This is a genomic window from Escherichia sp. E2586 (genome assembly GCF_005781105.1).
Classification (GTDB): Bacteria; Pseudomonadota; Gammaproteobacteria; order Enterobacterales; family Enterobacteriaceae; genus Escherichia.
Window position 1 is genome coordinate 1 of the sequence record NZ_VATN01000025.1, and the last position, 21802, is coordinate 21802.

The following is a 21802-nucleotide window of genomic DNA, read 5'->3' on the forward strand; positions in this document are numbered from 1 at the left end:
GTACGGGCTTTTTTTTCGCATGTGACCCGTCCTGGCGGGGTGAGAAGCCCGGACCCGGGTTCGACAACTGCGGCAGCCAGTTGGACAGACCGCGAACGCAGTGAACGGGCTGCCCGCAGGGCGACGAGGAATTTCCCAACATAGTCTCCTGTTGCGTTCAGAAAGGATGCGGTAAGCGATACCTTGTTTTGCAAAATCATTTTTGCATTAGATAATACCGAAATAACATTTATTATTTACCAAAGCAAAAGCTGAATATAAATGTACAAAGTGATTCAATTCTAACTATTGCGGGTAAATGGATGGGAGTATCCTTTAATAACAGACAGCATGACTATGCTCTTCTGAAGCGAGCACAAGACAAAAGAGTTTCCGATATTGCTTTAGGAACTCTTGATACAAAAGATCCTGATGCTGATACTCACCTGCTTCTTGTTGAAGCAAAATCAATCTTAACTCTTACGAAACAGGTTGGCATTCAGGCACTCCAGACTCGCATATGTTCATGATCTACAAACCAAGACTCAAGATGTCATATCTGCGATGAATTCTACAAATTCTAAAATGGAGGATAAAGCATGAACTTAACTGAAATTTCAAAAGAAATTGAAAAATTGAAATACCATATAAGTATCCTTGGTGACATAATCGATTACCATAATCATCCTGTGGAGTCATTAACTATTTCAATGGATTGGAATGAAAAAAACATTAATCGTACACATGATATATTTGAAAAATACGATGAAAAATTAAGCAACAATGAAAAATTAAAATGGTATGAATTTGAAAACGACTTAAAAGATGAACTCGATATTGAATACCAAATGGTAAAACAAGTTATTCTTGCTTTTTACAAAAACCATCAGTGGACAGATGTTTGTTATCAATATGCGCTGAGTTTTGGCCCCAACATACCTGCCGAGTTTTACCAAATTATTCGCCACAATAACTGATTGTTTATCTGGTAGTAGGCTAAATCTATTACCAGATAAATGCTTTTGTTCATAATCATTTATTTATCAACTAATCTAATGCACAAACTGATATGGCATTGATTCGGGCGATGAGGCAGTAAATTATATACGATATTAATAATAATCTTGCGCATGCATTAATATCAATCAGTATAGTTTTCATAGTAAATCAATTTAAGGATATAACCATGTATAATACAAAGAGGATTGCCTGGCGTGCATATAAAAAAGGGTATCATACAGGGGAGAGTATAAAATGGTTTTCATATTTTCACTCAATTCTTACTGGAGCCTGCTTTACCTTTTTTATTGGGCTTTTTAGTGTACCCCCTGTTAATATCTCCAATAGTTTTCCGCTATGGTGGGCTACGTTAGGTTTCGCAATATCAACATTACTGAACACAGGCTTCTCATTATTTTACATATTCGCAAGTGACGAAAGGGAATTCATTTTTGAGCTACACTCATATAGTAAAGTCGGTAATTTATTGATTATTACTTCATTAGCACTACCAGTAATTTCATTTATCATGTTACTTTTTTATTACTCCACACATATTGGCGTAATTATTTTATTTGTCACGACCATCATTTTATTGATAATAAAAAGAATGTTTTCAGAGATAAAATCAACAAAGGATAAAATAGAAAAGAGAAAATTATGGTTAATTGAAAATGATAAGTTTGATGATTATGATACAATATGTGAACAATATGACTTTCCAATTTTCACACCAGAAGAACAAACCCAGAGAAATATTGAGTTTTATTTCCTTATCAAGATAAATAAAATTATTAAAAATTTTCAAGACAGCAACCCTCAAATCGACAACATGGATAATATTGATTTTTTCAATAACGAATTACTCAGCATTATTCAAGAAATGTATAACAGCAGAAATTTTCACCCGGGAATTTTATCAAAAAAAACAAAGGAATTGATTTTATTAACCATGACCGACAACAATGAATTAAACAAGGAAAAAATCGCAGAAGAGCTGACAAAACTGAATGAATATATTGAGAACAGACTTTATAATTTAAAATAGCTATCCTGCATTGCAACTAAACCGGCTGTAGGTAGTTTCAGATAAATTTGCACTCCGGGCATACACATCAAAAACAAAGCCCGGTTAGCCCGGGCTCTGTGCTTGTAATACGCTTAACTATAGGCATGTAGCGCACGTTGGCAAAGTGCCGAACGTACGCAATCATTTTTGCCGAACCGGACGATCCCGACCATTTCATCTTCTTCGAAACGTTCCAGCGCGTCACTTAATCCGGAGCGCACGCCGCGAGGCAGATCGCATTGCGTGATATCACCATTGACGATAACCGTTACGTTTTCCCCGAGGCGGGTTAAAAACATTTTCATTTGCGCGGCAGTCACATTCTGCGCCTCGTCAAGAATGACAACTGCATTTTCAAAGGTACGTCCACGCATATAGGCGAACGGCGCGATTTCCACCTTCCCTATTTCCGGTCGCAGGCAATACTGCATAAAGGAAGCCCCCAGGCGCCGGACCAGCACGTCATAGACCGGACGAAAATAGGGAGCAAACTTTTCTGCGATATCTCCAGGTAAGAAGCCAAGGTCTTCATCGGCTTGCAAAACTGGACGGGTGACGATGATCCTGTCGACATCCTTATGTATCAGGGCCTCAGCCGCTTTTGCCGCACTGATCCAGGTTTTACCGCACCCGGCTTCGCCCGTAGCGAATATCAGCTGCTTACTCTCAATAGCCTTCAGATAGTGCAATTGCGCTTCATTTCGCGCCACGATTGGCGAAGTATCGCGACTGTCGCGGGCCATACCAATGGCTTCTACGCCGCTCATCTGCACAAGCGAGGTGACCGATTCTTCTTCACGCTGTTTATGGCTGCGTGAATCCCGTCTCAGCACACGTTTTGCTTCGCGACGAGCTTTGATCACTGCTTTTTGTCTTCCCATGGAGAGCACCTTGAGTTGTTTGTATTCATCACACGCGCCGTTGGCAGCGCGATTATGCGCACGAACATCAGAGGGTTGGCTTCCTTGTAAGCCATAGTTTGCTTTTGGAAATAACACCGAAAACGGCTACGCGCACCGTTCACGGCGTCGGTAACACAAGAAAAGGGAGGAAGTGAGTAAAAATACAGAGTGACGAAGTTGCTACCGGAGGAGAAATCTCCGCGTTTGGTCGAGCGTTGATTGTCAAAAACATGTCCAGTGCAGGACGTTACCATCCGCGATCTCCATAGTGACTGACTATCACTGCCGGGAACTACCGCTGTTACTTAATAAGTACAACAGTTTTCGCATTCATTGCAACAATATTTTTACTTGCATTTAACCATAAAACACCATTTCAGTGACATCACTTTCTACTGGAAAGATGACAGAGTGATGACAGTGATGAAAAAAGCTGTGTGCTTTCAGCAGGATTCTCAGTACTGGTAAGATGTACCTTGTGTTTGCCGGATGCGGCGTAAACGCCTTATTCGGCCTACCGAGCCAGCACCGATTGTAGGCCTGATAAGATGCGCCAGCATCGCATCAGGCATCAGTGCACGAACGCCGGATGCGCCGAACTCCTTATCCGCCTAAAAACATTAAACCTGCAATAGCGCCCTTCCCAGGTAATCATTCGCGTCCTTCACCCCCGGCAACGCATAAAAATAACCGCCGCCGATAGGTTTGACGTATTCCTCCAGCGCTTCGCCATTGAGCCTTTTTTGTACTGTCAGGAAGCCTTTTTCCAGATCGTGCTGGTAGCAGACAAACAGCAACCCCATATCGAGTTGTCCGGAGTTGGTGACGCCCAACGAATAACTGTAGCCACGACGCAGCATCAGACTGGACTCACTCTCCGCCGTGCGGGGATTCGCCAGACGAATATGGCTGTCCAGCGCAATCACCTTCCCTTCCGGATCGCTGGCGTAATCCGGCACATCGTGCTCATGCTTCATCCCCAGCGGCGCACCGGTTTGCTTATCACGACCAAAAATCGTCTGCTGTTCTTTCAGCGGCGTTCTGTCCCAAAATTCCACTCGAAACTGAATCAAGCGCACCGCCTGGTAGCTGCCGCCGATAGCCCACGTAGGCTCCTGCTGATCTGCCGTGACCCACACCACTTTTTGCATCAACTTATCATTCTGGCTGTCGGGATTGGCAGTGCCGTCTTTAAAGCCCAGCAAATTTATCGGCGTCTCTTTGCCTTTACTACGCGCCGCGTGATCGGAAATAAACCCTTCCCGCTTCCAGCGCACACTGAGCAAATCCGGCGTGTGTTTGATGATATCGCGCAGCGCATGGATCACCGTGTCCTGGGTGTTGGCGCAAATTTGTAGCAACACATCACCATGACATAACGCCGCATCAAGCGAGTCGTTGGGGAAACGCGTCATCTTCTGCAACTTTTTCGGCATCTGCGGCGCAAGCCCAAACCGTTCATCAAACAATGAGTGGCCCACCGATAACGTGATGGTGAGATTATCGGGCGCAATGTAGTCGCCAATAATGCCGGAATCGAGTGGTGGCAGGCGCGGATTTGGTGTTTCTGGTGCCGCTCCGCCCTGAGTCAGAAAAGCAAAACGCTGAGTCAACAAGCGAAACAATCGTTCAAGATCGGCTTTATCGCTGGCAAGCACATCAAACGCCACCAGCATCATTGCGGCCTGTTGTGGCGTCAGGACCCCTGCCTGATGCTCACCGTAAAACGGCTGTTTCTCATTACGTGCATCCGGTGAAAGCGTACCCGGCGCACTTTGCGTTTTTTGTGCATGAGCGACCGGACAACTTCCCGCCAGCGCCAGCGCACCAATCCCTTTCAATAAACGTCGGCGTGACAGTTCATTCACGCCGTTTTCATCTTCATACTGCATAACGCTTAGTCCAGCCCCAGCACACCGCGAAGTTGCGCCAGATCTTCCGCCAGCGCAGTAATCGGCCCTTTCAGCGCGTTACGGTCGGCGTCGGTCAGCTTGTCGTAGGTTTCAAAACCGTCTTTGGTACGGTATTTCGCCAGAATGGTATCGACCTTTTTGAAGTTAGCATCGACTTTTGCCAGCAGCTCCGGGTTGGCTTTTTGCAGTTGTGGACGCAGCAGATCGACAATTTTCTGCGAGCCTTCAACGTTAGCCTGGAAGTCCCACAGATCGGTGTGGCTGTAGCGATCTTCTTCACCGCTGATTTTGCTGGCTGCCACTTCCTCAATCAGTCCGGCTGCGCCGCCGACCACTTTTGAAGGTGGGAAAGCCAGTTCACTGATGCGTTTTTGCAAATCGACCACATCGGTATAAAGCTGGTCAGCGTACGTATCCATCCCTTTGGTGGTGTTGTCGCCAAACAATGCTTTTTCCAGACGGTGGAAACCGGTGAATTTTGGATCGGCGGCTTTTTGCTCGTAATCATCTTCACGGGCGTCAATGCTGCCATCCAGATCGGAGAACAGTTCAGCAATCGGTTCGATGCGCTCATAGTGCTGACGCGTCGGCGCATACAGTGCTTTCGCTTTTTCGATATCGCCTGCTTTGATGGCGTCGGTAAAGGCTTTAGTGTCGGTCACCAGCTGCGTGGTTTCTGCCATGACATACGCTTTATATGCAGTAATTGCACCACCAAGACTTAACAGCGCATCACTTTGCGCCGCATCCGCCGTTGCCTCGCCTTTGACGATCAACTTCCCTTTCGGGTTAGTCAGCAGACCGCAGGTCATATCGTATTCGCCAGGCTGTAAATTCGCCGTCATTTTCTGGCTAAAGCCAGGGGCGATATTTTCCCGCTCTTCCACTACCATTACGCCTTTAAGGATCTCCCACTCCAGCGCCTTCTGGCTGTGGTTCTGAATGATAAATTGCGTTTTCCCGGCGTTAACCGTAATGGACATCGGTTCGCACTGCTTATCCGTCACGGTCACTTTGACCTGCGGCACATCAGCGGCGTTAGCCATAAAAGCAGAAGAAAACAGCGCAGCCACGCTCAACTGCAATGCGTTACGGTGGAAGTTAATGGTCATGACGAGACTATCCCTTTAAAGTATGTTGTAACTAAGCAAGAGTTTGCGTCGTATTCGTTATGCGGAGCGAGACGCTGTCGCCCCTGCACGTGGTGGCAGAGCAAATGCCACCAGCGCCGGGATGAGATAAATAAACCAGACGGCGACTTCGCTGACGCTCGGCGCTTCCTGATAGCCAAAAATCCCTTCCATTAGCGTGCCGAATAGCGAGTGAGTTGAGAGCACCGCGCTCATATCGAAGGCGATTTCCTGAAAGTGGTTCCACAGGCCAGCTTCATGAAATGCGCGAATGGCACCAGCTGCCAGCCCTGCGGCGACGAAGAGAATAAACAGGCTGGTCCATTTGAAAAATGCGCCGAGATTAAGACGAATACCGCCCCAGTAGAGCAGGAAGCCGAGCACCACGGCAGTAGCAAGACCGAGCATTGCACCCAGCGGCGGCCAAATCCCGACATCTTGTTGAAATGCCGCCAGCAGGAAAAAGACCGACTCCAGCCCTTCCCTTGCAACAGCAAAAAAGACCATCATCACCAGCGCCCAGCCATGATGATTTCCACGCTGCAATGCGCTATCGACTGCCTGTTCCAGTTGCACTTTGACGTTGCGCGACACTTTGCGCATCCAGAAAACCATCCAGGTGAGGATCACCACAGCGATCACTGCCACGATACCTTCAAACAGTTCCTGTTCTTTTTGCGGGAATTCGCCGGTAGTTTCGTTAATGAAGATACCCAAGCCCAGGCACAACGCAGCGGCAAGCAACACGCCAATCCACATGACACCAATCCACCGGCCTCGCTGGGTACGCTTAAGATAGCTGGCAATCAAACTGACAATCAGCGCGGCTTCAAGTCCTTCGCGCAACATAATGAGAAACGGAACAAACATGCCACCACCCTTAAACGTTTTTCTGAGTCAATCTATGCAAAGAAAAGTAAATCGCAGTGATAGCGATTATCATTACGATGAAGAAAAATACAAGCGGAATGTTTATAAAATGATGTTGGAATGTAAACAAAGAGAGATAATGCCCGGGATATAAACGATTATTCCAGGGTAGAAAGATGGGATTGTTTACAACGAGCCATGTGTTCTTGCCAGATGCCGCGTAAACGCCTTATCCGGCAAGAACCACACAACTATTTTAATGCTGCGCAACACGCTGCTGAAGCCAAACAAAACCGCCGCAGGCTAAGTCCCTTAGCTTTCCTGCAACCGTGACGGCGGCGCAGAATGATAGTGCGCATCTGCTTCAGCAAAGCGTTTTTGCATCGCCGCTGACGGCGCTTTACCCAGCAAACTGAACACCACAATTCCAATGCTACCAAAGATAAAGCCCGGAATAATTTCGTACAGACCCAGCCAGCCGAACTGTTTCCAGACGATAACCGTCAGCGCACCGATGATCATCCCCGCCAGCGCACCGTTGCGCGTCATGCGTGACCACATCACCGAGAACAGCACCACCGGACCAAACGCCGCGCCAAAGCCTGCCCACGCGTAGCTCACTAAGCCCAGTACGCGGTTTTCCGGGTTTGCCGCCAGCGCAATCGCCACCAGCGCCACCACCAGCACCATCACACGCCCTACCCACACCAGCTCTTTCTGGCTGGCATGTTTACGCAGAAACGCTTTGTATAAATCTTCGGTAATTGCACTGGAGCACACCAGCAGCTGGCAGCTTAAGGTTGACATCACCGCCGCCAGAATCGCCGACAGCAAAATCCCGGCAATCCACGGGTTAAACAGAATTTGCGCCAGTTCGATAAACACGCGCTCGGCGTTCTGATTTACCGCACCCGCCAACGCCGGATGCTCGTTAAAGTAAGCAATCCCAAAGAAGCCAACAGCCACCGCCCCTGCCAGGCAGAGGATCATCCAGGTCATACTGATACGACGCGCATGGACAATGCTGTGGTGAGAATCTGCTGCCATAAAACGCGCCAGAATGTGCGGCTGCCCGAAGTACCCCAGACCCCAGCCCATCAGCGAGATAATGGCGATAAAGTTCAGTCCTTTGAGCATATCGACGTTTTCAATGCTCTTTTGTTTGATCACTTCCAGCGAGTCGCCAAAGCCGCCAACGCTGATAATGACAATTACAGGCGTCAGGATCAGGGCAAAAATCATCAGGCTGGCCTGTACAGTGTCAGTCCAGCTCACCGCGAGGAAACCGCCAATAAAGGTGTAAAGGATCGTCGCCGCAGCTCCCGCCCACAGAGCCGTTTCGTAGCTCATGCCAAAGGTGCTTTCAAACAGGCGCGCGCCTGCCACAATGCCCGAAGCGCAATAAATGGTGAAGAACAGCAAAATAACCAGCGCGGAGATAATGCGCAAAATGCGGCTTTTATCTTCAAAGCGCCCGGTGAAATAATCCGGCAGAGTTAAGGCGTTATTATTGTATTCGGTATGAACACGCAACCGCCCGGCCACCAGCTTCCAGTTGATCCACGCGCCTAATGTCAGGCCGATGGCGATCCAGCTCTCGGAAATCCCGGAAAGAAAGACTGCGCCCGGCAACCCCATTAACAGCCAGCCGCTCATATCCGACGCACCCGCCGATAATGCCGTCACGAATGGCCCAAGGCTACGACCGCCCAGAATATAGTCGTCAAAGTTTTTGGTTGATCGCCAGGCGATAAACCCAATCAATATCATGCCAAAGATATAGACACAAAATGTCACCAACATCGGTGTGCTAATAGCCATCTAAAGTCTCCAAAAATTATTATCGGCAATGTCGAAACTTGCCGTTATATCTGCCACCGGAACGGGGTAACAGAGTTTATGTTTTACCAGGGCGACCGTATCCTGCCGGAAGTGCTGGTTATTCACAATCGATTTAACACATCATTTACATCAAATTTTATTGCCCAGCGATACTATTTTTCATCAGGTTGCACTTCCTCACATTTTTTACGGTTGCACCTTTCAAAAATGTTAACTGCCGCAGAGAAAAAGTCTGCATTACTTTTTTAATCCCTGTCATATCGATTTCTTTTATTAACATTTCATTCATTTTTAAGCTTGCTACGTAAGTCACATTTAACGTGGTTGCACAAAGTTGCAACATAATAGATATTTCACGATAACGTTAAGTTGCACTTTTCAGAACAACAGGAGCAATGGCATGGGAACCACCACCATGGGGGTTAAGCTGGACGACGCGACGCGTGAGCGTATTAAGTCTGCCGCGACACGTATCGATCGCACACCGCACTGGTTAATTAAGCAGGCGATTTTTTCTTATCTTGAACAACTGGAAAATAGCGATACCTTGCCGGAGCTGCCTGCACTGCTTTCTGGCGCAGCCAATGAGAGCGATGAAGCGCCGAATCCGGCAGAGGAACCACACCAGCCTTTCCTCGACTTTGCCGAGCAAATTTTGCCCCAGTCGGTTTCCCGCGCCGCTATCACCGCGGCCTATCGCCGCCCGGAAACCGAAGCGGTTTCTATGCTGCTGGAACAAGCTCGCCTGCCGCAGTCAGTTGCCGAACAGGCGCACAAACAGGCGTATCAACTGGCCGATAAACTGCGTAATCAAAAAAACGCCAGTGGTCGCGCAGGTATGGTTCAGGGGTTATTGCAGGAGTTTTCGCTGTCATCGCAGGAAGGCGTGGCGCTGATGTGTTTAGCAGAAGCGTTGTTACGTATTCCCGACAAAGCCACCCGTGATGCGTTAATTCGCGACAAAATCAGCAACGGTAACTGGCAGTCACACATTGGTCGTAGCCCGTCTTTGTTTGTTAATGCCGCCACCTGGGGGCTGCTGTTTACCGGCAAACTGGTTTCTACCCATAACGAAGCCAGCCTCTCCCGCTCGCTGAATCGCATTATCGGTAAAAGCGGTGAACCGCTGATCCGCAAAGGTGTGGATATGGCGATGCGCCTGATGGGCGAGCAGTTCGTCACGGGTGAGACCATCGCGGAAGCGTTAGCCAATGCCCGCAAGCTGGAAGAGAAAGGTTTCCGTTACTCTTACGATATGCTGGGCGAAGCCGCGCTGACTGCCGCGGACGCGCAAGCGTATATGGTTTCCTATCAGCAGGCGATTCACGCCATTGGTAAAGCATCCAATGGTCGTGGCATCTATGAAGGTCCGGGCATTTCAATCAAGCTGTCGGCGCTGCATCCGCGTTACAGCCGCGCCCAGTATGACCGCGTAATGGAAGAGCTTTACCCGCGTCTGAAATCACTCACCCTGCTGGCGCGTCAATACGATATTGGTATTAACATCGATGCCGAAGAGGCCGACCGTCTGGAGATCTCCCTCGATCTGCTGGAAAAACTCTGTTTCGAGCCAGAACTGGCAGGCTGGAACGGTATCGGTTTTGTTATTCAGGCTTATCAGAAACGCTGCCCGCTGGTGATTGATTACCTGATTGATCTCGCAACCCGCAGCCGTCGCCGTCTGATGATTCGCCTGGTGAAAGGCGCGTACTGGGATAGTGAAATCAAGCGTGCGCAGATGGACGGCCTTGAAGGCTATCCGGTTTATACCCGCAAGGTGTATACCGACGTTTCTTATCTCGCCTGTGCGAAAAAGCTGCTGGCGGTGCCGAATTTAATCTACCCGCAGTTCGCGACGCACAACGCCCATACGCTGGCGGCGATTTATCAACTGGCGGGTCAAAACTACTACCCGGGTCAGTACGAGTTCCAGTGCCTGCACGGTATGGGCGAGCCACTGTATGAGCAGGTCACCGGGAAAGTTGCCGACGGCAAACTTAACCGTCCGTGTCGTATTTATGCTCCGGTTGGCACACATGAAACGCTGTTGGCGTATCTGGTGCGCCGCCTGCTGGAAAACGGTGCTAACACCTCGTTTGTTAACCGTATTGCCGACACCTCTTTGCCACTGGATGAACTGGTCGCCGATCCGGTCACTGCGGTAGAAAAATTGGCGCAACAGGAAGGACAAACTGGATTACCGCATCCGAAAATTCCCCTGCCGCGCGATCTTTACGGTCACGGACGCGACAACTCGGCAGGGCTGGATCTCGCTAACGAACACCGTCTGGCCTCGCTCTCTTCTGCCCTGCTCAATAGTGCACTGCAAAAATGGCAGGCCTTGCCAATGCTGGAACAACCGGTAGCGGCGGGTGAGATGTCGCCCGTTATTAACCCTGCGGAACCGAAAGATATTGTGGGCTATGTACGTGAAGCCACGCCGCGTGAAGTGGAACAGGCGCTGGAAAGTGCAGTTAATAACGCGCCAATTTGGTTTGCCACTCCTCCGGCTGAACGCGCGGCGATTTTGCACCGCGCTGCCGTGCTGATGGAAAGCCAGATGCAGCAACTGATTGGTATTCTGGTGCGTGAAGCCGGAAAAACCTTCAGCAACGCCATTGCCGAAGTGCGCGAAGCGGTCGATTTTCTCCACTACTACGCCGGACAGGTGCGGGATGATTTCGCTAACGAAACCCACCGTCCATTAGGGCCTGTGGTGTGTATCAGTCCGTGGAACTTCCCGCTGGCTATTTTCACCGGGCAGATCGCTGCCGCACTGGCTGCAGGTAACAGCGTACTGGCAAAACCGGCAGAACAAACTCCGCTGATTGCCGCGCAAGGGATCGCCATTTTGCTGGAAGCGGGTGTACCGCCAGGCGTGGTGCAATTGCTGCCTGGTCAGGGTGAAACCGTGGGCGCGCAACTGACGGGTGATGATCGCGTGCGCGGGGTGATGTTTACCGGTTCAACCGAAGTCGCTACGTTACTGCAACGCAATATCGCCAGCCGCCTGGACGCTCAGGGGCGCCCTATTCCGCTCATCGCTGAAACCGGCGGCATGAACGCGATGATTGTCGATTCCTCCGCCCTGACCGAACAAGTAGTAATAGATGTGCTGGCCTCGGCGTTCGACAGTGCGGGTCAGCGTTGTTCGGCACTGCGCGTGCTGTGCCTGCAAGATGAGATTGCCGACCACACGTTGAAAATGCTGCGCGGCGCAATGGCCGAGTGTCGAATGGGTAATCCTGGTCGCCTGACCACGGATATCGGTCCGGTGATTGATAGCGAAGCGAAAGGCAATATCGAGCGTCATATTCAGACCATGCGTAGCAAAGGCCGTCCGGTGTTCCAGGCGGTGCGGGAAAACAGCGAAGATGCCCGTGAATGGCAAAGCGGCACCTTTGTCGCCCCGACGCTTGTCGAACTGGATGACTTTGCCGAATTGCAAAAAGAGGTCTTTGGTCCGGTGCTGCATGTGGTGCGTTATAACCGTAACCAGCTGCCGGAACTGATCGAGCAGATTAACGCTTCCGGCTATGGCCTGACGCTTGGCGTCCATACGCGTATTGATGAAACCATCGCCCAGGTCACTGGCTCGGCCCATGTCGGCAACTTGTATGTTAACCGTAATATGGTTGGCGCGGTGGTTGGGGTGCAACCGTTCGGCGGCGAAGGGTTGTCCGGCACCGGGCCGAAAGCTGGCGGTCCGCTCTATCTCTACCGTCTACTGGCGAATCGCCCGGAAAGCGCGCTGGCGGTGACGCTCGCCCGTCAGGATGCGGAGTATCCTGTCGATGCGCAGTTGAAAGCCGCATTGACTCAGCCGCTGAATGCACTGCGGGAATGGGCGGCAAACCGTCCAGAATTGCAGGCGTTATGTACGCAATATGGCGAGCTGGCGCAGGCAGGAACACAACGATTGCTGCCAGGGCCGACGGGTGAACGCAACACCTGGACGCTGCTGCCCCGTGAGCGCGTATTGTGTATCGCGGATGATGAACAGGATGCGCTGACTCAGCTTGCCGCCGTGCTGGCGGTGGGCAGCCAGGTGCTGTGGCCGGATGACGCGCTGCATCGTCAGTTAGTGAAGGCATTGCCATCGGCAGTCAGCGAACGTATTCAACTGGCGAAAGCGGAAAATATAACCGCTCAACCGTTTGATGCGGTGATCTTCCACGGTGATTCGGATCAGCTTCGCGCATTGTGTGAAGCAGTTGCCGCGCGGGATGGCGCAATTGTTTCGGTGCAGGGTTTTGCCCGTGGCGAAAGCAATATCCTTCTGGAACGGCTGTATATCGAGCGTTCGCTGAGTGTGAATACCGCTGCCGCTGGCGGTAACGCCAGCTTAATGACTATAGGTTAAACAGGTAGCCGGAGGATGTTGCAACCTCCTCCGGCATCATTAACGTGGTCGAATCCCTTCAATAATAATCCGCTGCACGTTTTCAACCGTTTGATTGAAAAATACCTCATCGCGCAACGTCGCGCCTGTCACCGCCTCCACCTGAGGGGCAAAATCGGCGTAATGTTGAGTGGAAGCCCAGATCATAAAAATCAAATGCTGCGGGTCAATCGGCGCGAGTTTGCCACTCTTGACCCAGCCTGCAATCAGCGCTGATTTCTCATCAATTAACGCCTTCAAATCGCCCGTCAGTTCATCCATTAACAGCGGCGCACCTGCCAGCATCTCCATACAGAACAGGCGCGAAGCCTGCGGATAATCGCGGGAGACTTCCAGCTTCAGACGAATGTACTCTTTGATCGCCGCCAGCGGGGCGAAATCTTCACGAAACGCCTTTAACGGCGCCAACCAGATATCGAGAATTTGCCGCAGCACGGCAATATACAGTGCCTCTTTCGACGGGAAGTAATACAGCAGATTGGTTTTAGAAACGCCCGCCAACTCTGCAATTTGCTCCAGCCTTGTGCCGTGAAAACCGAATTGCGAAAAAGTGTCCAGTGCCGCGCTAAGAATCGCTTTTTTCTTCGCGCTCACTGCGCGCGAACGTTTACCCGTTGTTTTCACTGCGCCTTGCGTCATGCGCTCTCCCCTCTTGTAGATTAGCAACAGGATAGCAAAACCCCCGTCTGGCCTCGACCTTCTGCACTCTCATCGCGCACGAACGCATGTTTTATGTGCAACTGTTTTGACCGTTTAGTCCACTTTTTACCAGTCATTTTCAACAACCAAACATTAACACATTAATAACATTGAATTTTTAAAAACTGGCATCCGCTTTGCAAACAAGCCATTACGCGGCTGAAAAGGATATGCAGGATGCAGCGCCCCGTCTGACTTTCACGTTATTGTTTTTCTTTATTACCGGCGGACACGTCCCCAGTTATCTCGGTTCCAGCGCGGCTTTTGTTGGCGTGGTGATTGCCGCAACGGGCTTTAACGGTCAGGGCATTAACCCGAATATCAGCATCGCGCTGGGCGGTTTTACGTTGGGAGGGATCGGTACAGCAACTTTTGGCGCGATTTTACTCAATGCGTTGTTAAGCAGAAAGTTGGTTGACGTTCCACCGCCAGAAGTTGTTCATCAGGAGCCATAAACAGAAAACCGCCGGGATTACCCGGCGGTGCAGATTGTTGACAACGTACGCATTGTTCATGCCGGATGCGACGTAAACGCCTTATCCGGCCTACAAAACAGTGCAAATTCAATATATTGCAATCTTCTGGTAGGCCTGATAAGCATCAGGCAATCGTGCATTTGTCATCAGTATCAACCGCCGGGTAACCGGCGGTGATGGCTTTTTGACGAGTTACAGACAAAAATGCATTCGTCATTGATTAGCCCGGCTAGTTGTCGCTTTTGCCGTGACTGCTCTTCCCACCTTTTTTACCTGCTTCAGATGCGCGCTGCGGGTCATTCTTGAAATTACCCCCGCTGTGCTGTCCACCTTTTTTACCTGCTTCTGATGCTCTTTCGCGGTCTTCTGCAAAATTACCTGAACCGCCTCGATGGTTTGCCATTACTGACCTCCGTCTTGATGTAGACATCATATTGCATTGCATAGGATTAACGCGGCGTATGGCGGTGCCATATTTTCGCTACGTGGGACTAAGCTTAGTGAACTGACGCGGGTGGACCCGCGTTTGGTAATATCCTGCAACAGGTTCTGAGCGAGAATAGATATCATTTCCAATAATTATCCATAAGCCTCTCTTATGATTAAAAAAACGCTATGGGATAAAAATGTATCATTTTGCGACAAATTTACGCGCTTGTGAAAGTTGTTATAAATCAAATAAGTGGTTGTGAAATTTGCACTCTGAAAAGGACGTCTTATCTTTAAAAGAGTGGTAGCGAATCGCTACGGAATAGAGATAACACGAGGAGTGGTTAGAAATGGCTAAAGTTCTGGTGCTTTATTATTCCATGTACGGACATATCGAAACGATGGCGCGCGCAGTCGCTGAAGGCGCAAGCAAAGTCGATGGCGCAGAAGTTGTTGTTAAGCGTGTACCGGAAACCATGCAGCCGCAATTATTCGAAAAAGCAGGCGGTAAAACGCAAACTGCACCCGTTGCAACTCCGCAAGAACTGGCCGATTACGACGCCATTATTTTTGGTACGCCAACCCGCTTTGGCAATATGTCCGGGCAAATGCGTACCTTCCTCGACCAGACTGGCGGCCTGTGGGCTTCTGGCGCATTGTACGGAAAACTGGCGAGCGTCTTTAGCTCTACCGGCACCGGCGGCGGTCAGGAACAAACCATCACATCCACCTGGACGACACTTGCGCACCACGGCATGGTGATTGTCCCTATTGGCTACGCAGCGCAGGAACTTTTTGACGTCTCGCAGGTTCGCGGCGGAACGCCGTACGGCGCAACCACCATTGCAGGCGGTGACGGTTCACGCCAACCCAGCCAGGAAGAGTTGTCTATCGCACGTTATCAGGGGGAATATGTCGCTGGTCTGGCAGTTAAACTTAACGGCTAATCTTCAACAGGAGGATACGCATGCCAACTCAAGAAGCGAAAGCTCATCACGTGGGTGAATGGGCATCTCTGCGCAATACGTCGCCGGAAATAGCCGAGGCCATTTTCGAAGTCGCCGGGTACGACGAAAAAATGGCGGAAAAGATTTGGGAAGAAGGTAGCGATGAAGTGTTAGTCAAAGCCTTTGCTAAGACCGATAAAGATTCGCTTTTTTGGGGCGAACAGACCATCGAACGTAAAAACGTTTAATCAGTAACTCCCCCGCGTCTCGCGGGGGAGCTTTCAAATTGTTGACAACGTGCGCTTTGTTCATGCCGGATGCGGCGTGAACGCCTTATCCGGCCTACATGAGCGTGCAAATTCGATATAGTGCAATTCTCGGGTAGGCCTGATAAGCGTAGCGCATCAGGCAATCTCACGTTTGTCATCAGTCTCATATTCCCCCGCTTCTCGCGGGGGAACTTTCTGTTATTTCACCGCTTCATTCAACACGCTATCAAACTTATCCATCGGGCAAAAACCGTTGGCATCTATCGGGCAACCGGTAAGTTCAAGCGTCACGCGTTGAGCCGGAGCCTGCAACGTTAACGCATCAGCATTACGCAACTGTTCCGCACTCTGGTACACATACTCGATTTTCATCAGGTCGCGATTGGCTTTGCTGTCATGCCAACGCTGGAAAACGATTTTGCCGCCAATCGGCGTGCGTTCGTTCTGGTCATGCAACTGATACGGTTTGAAATCCAGCGCCGTTAACAGAGAGGCAATATTTGAGTCATGCCCAACCAGTACAGTGATTTTTGGTGCACTGGCGCGCTCTGTCACCAGCGCTTTGTCGATATAACTGACCAGCGGTTTCGCAACATTGCGCGCCACTTCCGGTGAGGTAAACAGGCTATCCTGGTAGCCGTTTTTCAGCTTCGACAACACCTTCCACTGCTGATCTGATTTGATCTCTCCCCAGGCCACCTGATCCATCGGGAAACCTTCGTAGTATTGCAAAGTAAACGCATCCACCAGCGAGTTACCGATTTTCAGCGGCCCGGAAACGCCCGGTTCTTGTTGATACTTCGCGCTAAAGGTATTTTTGCCATCCACCAGCGAACACTGCTGTTTCTCTTTACAGGCAGGGGAATCTTTATAGTTAACGATTTTTTCCAGTAGCTGATAGCTGTCCGTTAGTTGTAGTTTGCTGAACTCTTTCTCCATTGCCGCCACCGCCTGCTCACTGAATGCGGCGGAATCATCGGTGATCACCGGATTAAAGGTTGGGTCCATAGTGCCCATTTTTTCCTGGTGATGAACAGGAATATCACACCCTGGGAATGCGCCGGTAATAAAGAACTGCGCAGTGGCGACAGTGCGTTGCAAACTATTGGCATAGGCATAAACGGTGTCCGGCGGCGGGCATTCACCCGTTTTCACTATTCCCTGCTCTGCCAGCCACTCACGCATGTAATGGCCCATATACACTTCCAGCACGCCGCCTTTGGTCGTGAGTTGTCCACCAGGAACATCCCACTCCGGCCATTTATTCGGCGTCGACTGCTCAAGCACACTGCCATTATTTGCCAATGGCGCACGTAAATTATGACGGCTCATGAGTAGCACTTGCTGTAGCTGATAGCCTTCCGGCATGGTCTGTGCCTGAGTATTCGAAGAGAGTAAAACCATTCCAGCCACGGCCGCAGCAATTAGCGTTTTTTTCATTCCCATCACCTCTTTAGTTATCAATCAATTAAGAGTGTGACAGAAATATGGCATTTTTCCGGGAACAGGTTCGCAATTTAGCAGATGACGAGGCGGGAAACCGTCAGGCGATAACGGACAGTAGTCGCGCTATCGCCTGGTTTGTATCGTTAAACTAATACCTGAAACAGCAAGGCAAAAAGAATGATATTGGCAATGACAATGGCCCAACCGTTATAAAGCATATATTTCAGGTGAGTAGATTGTGCCAGCCCCATTTGACCGAACATATCCGATGAAGGGAAAGGCCCAAACCAGTCCACTTGCGATGAGGCTAATAATACTGCCGTTGTACCCTGTGGCGGCACTCCCGCAGCCATCAACATCGGACCAAATATTTTATGCGTGAAGGTCATCTGAGCAACAGCAGCACCTGGCACATGACCGATAATATTAAAGGCAAAAATACAGAAGCAAAGCCATGCCGGAGATATCCCGGTTAACAGTGGTTGTGTGTATTCGAGCAATCCCTGATACGCCTGCAGGCTATCCATAAGCTCCAGAATCGGGTTATACAGCCAGTAGAGCAGAAACATCCACACCAGTCTGCCACACCCTTTATACAGGGCTTGCAGGATCCCGGTTGGGCTTAATCCCCCCACCAGCCCGGTGATCAACGCCACCAACAGCATAACGATAATGGCAAAACTAAAACCTGCTTTTATCACTACGCCAATAACCGCCATCACAATAATGGTTGCAGCAAATGCCAGGGCGCTGAGTTTGCGACGACGATCGCGGGCAGGATCCTCTTCTTCCTGAGTTTTCTCTGAGAGATCCACTTCGTAGTGTAATTTTCCTTCCGTCATCTTCTGAATTCGCCCGGCCATTATCCAGCCAGCAAATAACGTCACGGCGCTCATTGGCAGCCCGACGTACATCAGGTATTGCGGATAAGTCAGGCCGCCGAGTTGTAAAATCGTCACGGTACTGGGAGTAAATGGCCCGGTAAACAATCCCACTGACCCCGCCGTCATCATCAGTGCAGCCACTGTAGGCGGTGTCAGCCGTACTGCAGCCGCCACGGGAATAATCACCGCAACAATAATGGCATTACCGCCTGCCATAGTACCCAGCGCGCCACAGATAAGAATGGATGAGACAACGATGCCAAATTTGACCCGTGTCTGGCTGGAAAGCCCGATACGATGCACCACAAATTTGACCAGTTCAACGGCGGCTCCGGTACGTGTTGCCACTTCACCTACGCCTGCGCCAAGCATAATGATCAAACCAACAGTGGCGATAAACGATCCCGTCGATTTTGCCAGCATGGCACCCATTTCAGGTAAGCCGGTGGAAGTCATTATCATCGCAATAATAATCGATGAAATAACCGCCAGAACAATATCGACGCCTATCAACGAGAGCACCGCTAACGCCACCAGTGGTGTAAAACCAAGCAGTCCGAGTTCATTACCTGGACGCCCCTGGCACCAGAACGCTATCAGTAAAAATGCAATCAATAACAAACCAATAATGACATTCTTTTTGGTGATATTTTGTCTGGTTAGTAAACCACCAGCGAGCATTGAGTCACTCATATAACTCCTTAACCCCATCGAATCGACTTTCAATATCAGCCGATGTATTTGGACAGCTCAGAAAATATCCCCCCTCGTTATTATTGTTAGCAAAATGCACTGAGGGTTTGTCCGGGTACTACAGGTATTATTCTGAGTTCGTAATTAACCCCTTTAGGTGGGCAAATAACGCATTGTTACCAGAACAGACGTTACAGATTAAATTTATGTTAACTTGGTGTTACCATGAAATGACTTTTTATCTATCGTCTATAACTCTGGGTTAACTCTTAATGAAACTGCGCCACCTGGAAATCTTCTATGCTGTGATGACATGCGGGACACTTTCACGGGCAGCGGAATCGCTGAATATTTCCCAACCGGCCGCCAGTAAAGCGTTAAAAAACGCTGAGCAAAAACTCGGTTTTCAGCTCTTTCAGCGAGTTCGTGGCAAGCTTCTTCCAACCAGCGAAGCGATCACACTTTTTGAAAAAGCGCAGTCGATTTATCACGAACTCGACAACCTGCGACTGCTGGCCGATAACCTGACGCGAGATCCGCGAGCCAGAATAGCCCTGGGATGCCTGCCAAGCCTGGGATTAAGTCTGGTGCCGGAAATAGTCACGGCGTTTTACCAGCAGAATGCGAATCTGGTCATGACACTGACGACAGAGCACACTGAAACGTTGGTTAAAAAGCTTGATCTGCGTGAGATTGATCTGGCCCTGACGCTACAGCCGATTCAACAGGGGGAAATTATGACGACGCTGATAGCCGAAGTTCCGCTGGTTTATATCGACCGGGACTATCGCCTGGGCGCAGTAGAAATAGACAAGATTGACCAACAACGCTGGATTTCTCCCGGCCCTCATTCCCTTTCCGATGCAATAGCTAAACGACGTGATTTTTTGACGACGCGCCTGAATGTCCAGACCTATTACATGGCCACGGAATTTGTAAAACGCGGAATGGGATGCAGTATTACCGATATTTTCTCTGCCCGTCATAACCTTCCGGCAGAGACGATTCACCCCATCGAACCCCCAATGAAAATAGACCTTTGTTTGCTACGCCGTGCCGACGTTTCACTTAGTCCCATTACACAAAAATTTGTCGATTTCCTTTGCCAGCAATTACGTCAGCAACTGCGAGCCATTAACCTTGAGTTATACCCTGAAAATAAAAAGTCAATTGCTCCTCAGGCCTAAATGCTTTGACATACCCCCAACGCATTTATTAGCGGTGGATATCTCAGGTGATGAAAAAACGCATTGTAATTATTGGCGGCGGGGTAATTGGTCTGGCAACAGCATGGGTGCTGGTAAAACAGGGCCATCAGGTACAATTGTTAGAACGCAACAGTCAGGCAGGTATCGCCACCAGTTTCGCTAATGGTGGGCAACTCAGTTATCGCTACGTTGCTCCTCTGGCGGATAAAGGCGTACCGATGCAGGGGCTTAAATGGATGGGGAAAAGCAACTCTCCCCTGAATATGCGTTTGCGCATGTCATTTAGCCAGTGGCGCTGGTTGCTGGAGTTTTTACTGGCCTGCAATAGCCGGACAAATAAACTCAATGGCGACCATATTTTACGCTTATCACTGTTAAGCCGTCAGGTCATGGAAGAGTGGCTGCTGGAAGATAATCTTGATGATTTTCACTGGCGCCGTTCTGGCAAACTGATTATTCATCGCCGCCCGCAAGATTTAGCCAAAGCGGCAAAAGGTATTAATCCGCAATTTCAACAGGCTTTATCACGCGAAGAGTGCGTTCATCTTGAACCAGCACTAAAACATATTGGTCATTCATTGTGTGGCGGTATTTACTCTCCCGGAGATGAAACGGCGGACTGCTATAAGTTCTGCCAGGCATTACTTGCCAAACTTAATGCCAGCGCAAATTTTTCGCTACAAACCGATTGTGAAGTTTTGCAGTTGAATAAAAAAGGCGAGCGCATTGATTCCATCACCACCAGCACAGGAACGCTGGTTGCGGATGATTATGTCGTTGCCGCGGGTAATGGTAGTAAGCATTTACTTGCCGAAACCGGGACTCACGTACCGATCTGCGGTCTTAAAGGTTACAGTCTGACGCTTCCCTTCCCACAAGAAATGGGGATCGCACCGCAAATCAGTGTCACCGACTACGGTCATAAAATTGTCTATGCCCGACTCGGTGAGCGGTTGCGTATCGCCGCTATGGTCGATATTGGCTATGACGGAAATGAATTGCGCCCTGAACGAATCAATGCCTTAAAGCAGATCGTAGCTAACAGTTTTCCGCAACTGCAAGGCATCGATGATGCCGAATTATGGACAGGTATGCGTCCATCCACCCCTGCGGGTCCGCCACTCTTAGGACGGGCGAAGTATCAAAATCTGTGGATGAATCTTGGTCAGGGCAGTCTGGGTTTTACGCTGGCGGCAGGTAGTGCCGTAGTGTTAGGCGCGCTGCTGTCGGGCGAAGATCCCGCAATTTCCCTTGATGGACTGACATGGAGCCAATCAGCTTGAATATCAAACGTAATAACCCACAACCTCGTCTTGCCGCCAGTGTGGAATATGGCAATCTTGTATTTCTCTCCGGTCAGACACCGAAGGGCAATACTCCTGACATCGCGCAACAAACGCGCGAAGTGCTGGAGAAAATCGACGCATTACTTGCTGAAGCTGGCAGTGATAAATTTCATCTCTTGTCCGCTCAGGTATGGCTGAAAGATATCAGCCGCGATTTTGCCGATTTCAACGACGTATGGGTTAGCTGGCTGCCAGAAGGACATAGCCCGGCTCGCGCTACCGTACAGGCTGAGATGGCCCGCCCGGAGATTCTGGTTGAAGTGATGGTCACTGCGGTAAAAGCAGGATAAGTCACCATT

The 21802-nt window shown here is 49.8% G+C and carries 18 protein-coding genes and 1 pseudogene; 9 read left to right on the forward strand and 10 right to left on the reverse strand.

All coding sequences use genetic code 11. From position 1 onward, the window contains the following. Positions 1-578: 578 nt before the first annotated feature. Positions 579-956, forward strand: a complete 378-nt coding sequence (locus FEK50_RS20985; RefSeq protein WP_130205450.1) for a DUF1878 family protein — start codon at positions 579-581, stop codon at positions 954-956. 209 nt (positions 957-1165) lie between these two features. After that, complete coding sequence (locus FEK50_RS20990; protein ID WP_131162293.1) at positions 1166-2026, forward strand: hypothetical protein; 861 nt, start codon at positions 1166-1168, stop codon at positions 2024-2026. A 113-nt stretch (positions 2027-2139) separates the two neighbouring features. Here the strand turns inward: FEK50_RS20990 and phoH are convergent, their stop codons facing one another. The 6 genes from phoH to FEK50_RS21020 form a co-directional block, all read right to left on the reverse strand. Further along, positions 2140-2928, reverse strand: a complete 789-nt coding sequence (gene phoH / locus FEK50_RS20995) for a phosphate starvation-inducible protein PhoH (protein WP_167852377.1) — start codon at positions 2926-2928, stop codon at positions 2140-2142. Between the two features lie 641 nt (positions 2929-3569). Next, the gene (efeB, locus tag FEK50_RS21000) at positions 3570-4841 is read right to left on the reverse strand and encodes an iron uptake transporter deferrochelatase/peroxidase subunit (protein ID WP_131162295.1); all 1272 of its coding nucleotides are present in this window, start codon (positions 4839-4841) and stop codon (positions 3570-3572) included. A 5-nt stretch (positions 4842-4846) separates the two neighbouring features. Beyond that, on the reverse strand, positions 4847-5974 hold the full coding sequence (gene efeO / locus FEK50_RS21005; RefSeq protein WP_131162296.1) for an iron uptake system protein EfeO: 1128 nt from the start codon (positions 5972-5974) through the stop codon (positions 4847-4849). Between the two features lie 57 nt (positions 5975-6031). Beyond that, entirely contained in the window at positions 6032-6862 is an 831-nt protein-coding gene (efeU, locus tag FEK50_RS21010; protein WP_000497942.1) for an iron uptake transporter permease EfeU, read from the reverse strand. 312 nt (positions 6863-7174) lie between these two features. Beyond that, positions 7175-8683, reverse strand: a complete 1509-nt coding sequence (putP, locus tag FEK50_RS21015) for a sodium/proline symporter PutP (protein WP_131162297.1) — start codon at positions 8681-8683, stop codon at positions 7175-7177. Positions 8684-8840: 157 nt separating this feature from the next. After that, positions 8841-9047, reverse strand: a complete 207-nt coding sequence (locus tag FEK50_RS21020; RefSeq protein WP_138211679.1) for a hypothetical protein — start codon at positions 9045-9047, stop codon at positions 8841-8843. A gap of 57 nt (positions 9048-9104) precedes the next feature. On the opposite strand from FEK50_RS21020, the gene putA reads away from it, so the two are divergent. Beyond that, on the forward strand, positions 9105-13067 hold the full coding sequence (gene putA, locus FEK50_RS21025; protein ID WP_131162298.1) for a trifunctional transcriptional regulator/proline dehydrogenase/L-glutamate gamma-semialdehyde dehydrogenase: 3963 nt from the start codon (positions 9105-9107) through the stop codon (positions 13065-13067). A 39-nt stretch (positions 13068-13106) separates the two neighbouring features. Here putA and rutR read toward each other — a convergent pair whose 3' ends face one another. Further along, on the reverse strand, positions 13107-13745 hold the full coding sequence (gene rutR, locus FEK50_RS21030) for an HTH-type transcriptional regulator RutR (RefSeq protein ID WP_000191701.1): 639 nt from the start codon (positions 13743-13745) through the stop codon (positions 13107-13109). Positions 13746-14005: 260 nt separating this feature from the next. Here rutR and FEK50_RS24595 point away from each other — a divergent pair. Further along, a pseudogene (locus FEK50_RS24595) lies at positions 14006-14260 on the forward strand (solute carrier family 23 protein); the annotation flags it as partial. Between the two features lie 250 nt (positions 14261-14510). Here the strand turns inward: FEK50_RS24595 and FEK50_RS21040 are convergent. Beyond that, on the reverse strand, positions 14511-14684 hold the full coding sequence (locus FEK50_RS21040) for a general stress protein (protein ID WP_001273658.1): 174 nt from the start codon (positions 14682-14684) through the stop codon (positions 14511-14513). Between the two features lie 376 nt (positions 14685-15060). On the opposite strand from FEK50_RS21040, the gene wrbA reads away from it, so the two are divergent. After that, the gene (wrbA, locus tag FEK50_RS21045) at positions 15061-15657 is read left to right on the forward strand and encodes an NAD(P)H:quinone oxidoreductase (protein WP_001151442.1); all 597 of its coding nucleotides are present in this window, start codon (positions 15061-15063) and stop codon (positions 15655-15657) included. Positions 15658-15677: 20 nt separating this feature from the next. Then, a complete protein-coding gene (locus FEK50_RS21050) occupies positions 15678-15905 on the forward strand; it encodes a YccJ family protein (RefSeq protein ID WP_001143120.1) in 228 nt (75 codons plus the stop codon). Between the two features lie 219 nt (positions 15906-16124). Here the strand turns inward: FEK50_RS21050 and agp are convergent, their stop codons facing one another. Together agp and FEK50_RS21060 are read right to left on the reverse strand one after the other, a co-directional pair. After that, positions 16125-17366 (reverse strand): bifunctional glucose-1-phosphatase/inositol phosphatase, encoded by a 1242-nt coding sequence (agp, locus tag FEK50_RS21055; protein ID WP_131162299.1) that lies wholly within the window; start codon positions 17364-17366, stop codon positions 16125-16127. A gap of 149 nt (positions 17367-17515) precedes the next feature. Then, positions 17516-18949 carry a gluconate:proton symporter gene (locus FEK50_RS21060; RefSeq protein WP_130205434.1) on the reverse strand — a complete coding sequence of 478 codons (1434 nt, stop codon included), beginning with the start codon at positions 18947-18949 and terminating at the stop codon, positions 17516-17518. 272 nt (positions 18950-19221) lie between these two features. On the opposite strand from FEK50_RS21060, the gene FEK50_RS21065 reads away from it, so the two are divergent. The 3 genes from FEK50_RS21065 to FEK50_RS21075 are packed head-to-tail and all read left to right on the forward strand — an operon-like array spanning position 19222 to position 21793. Further along, positions 19222-20136: a LysR family transcriptional regulator gene (locus FEK50_RS21065; RefSeq protein WP_130205432.1), complete on the forward strand. Its 915-nt coding sequence runs from the start codon at positions 19222-19224 to the stop codon at positions 20134-20136. A gap of 50 nt (positions 20137-20186) precedes the next feature. Further along, positions 20187-21440: a D-amino acid dehydrogenase gene (locus FEK50_RS21070; RefSeq protein ID WP_131162300.1), complete on the forward strand. Its 1254-nt coding sequence runs from the start codon at positions 20187-20189 to the stop codon at positions 21438-21440. Next, positions 21437-21793 carry a RidA family protein gene (locus FEK50_RS21075; RefSeq protein ID WP_131162301.1) on the forward strand — a complete coding sequence of 119 codons (357 nt, stop codon included), beginning with the start codon at positions 21437-21439 and terminating at the stop codon, positions 21791-21793. Before FEK50_RS21070 ends, FEK50_RS21075 begins: the two co-directional genes overlap by 4 nt. The last annotated feature ends 9 nt before the right edge of the window (positions 21794-21802 follow it).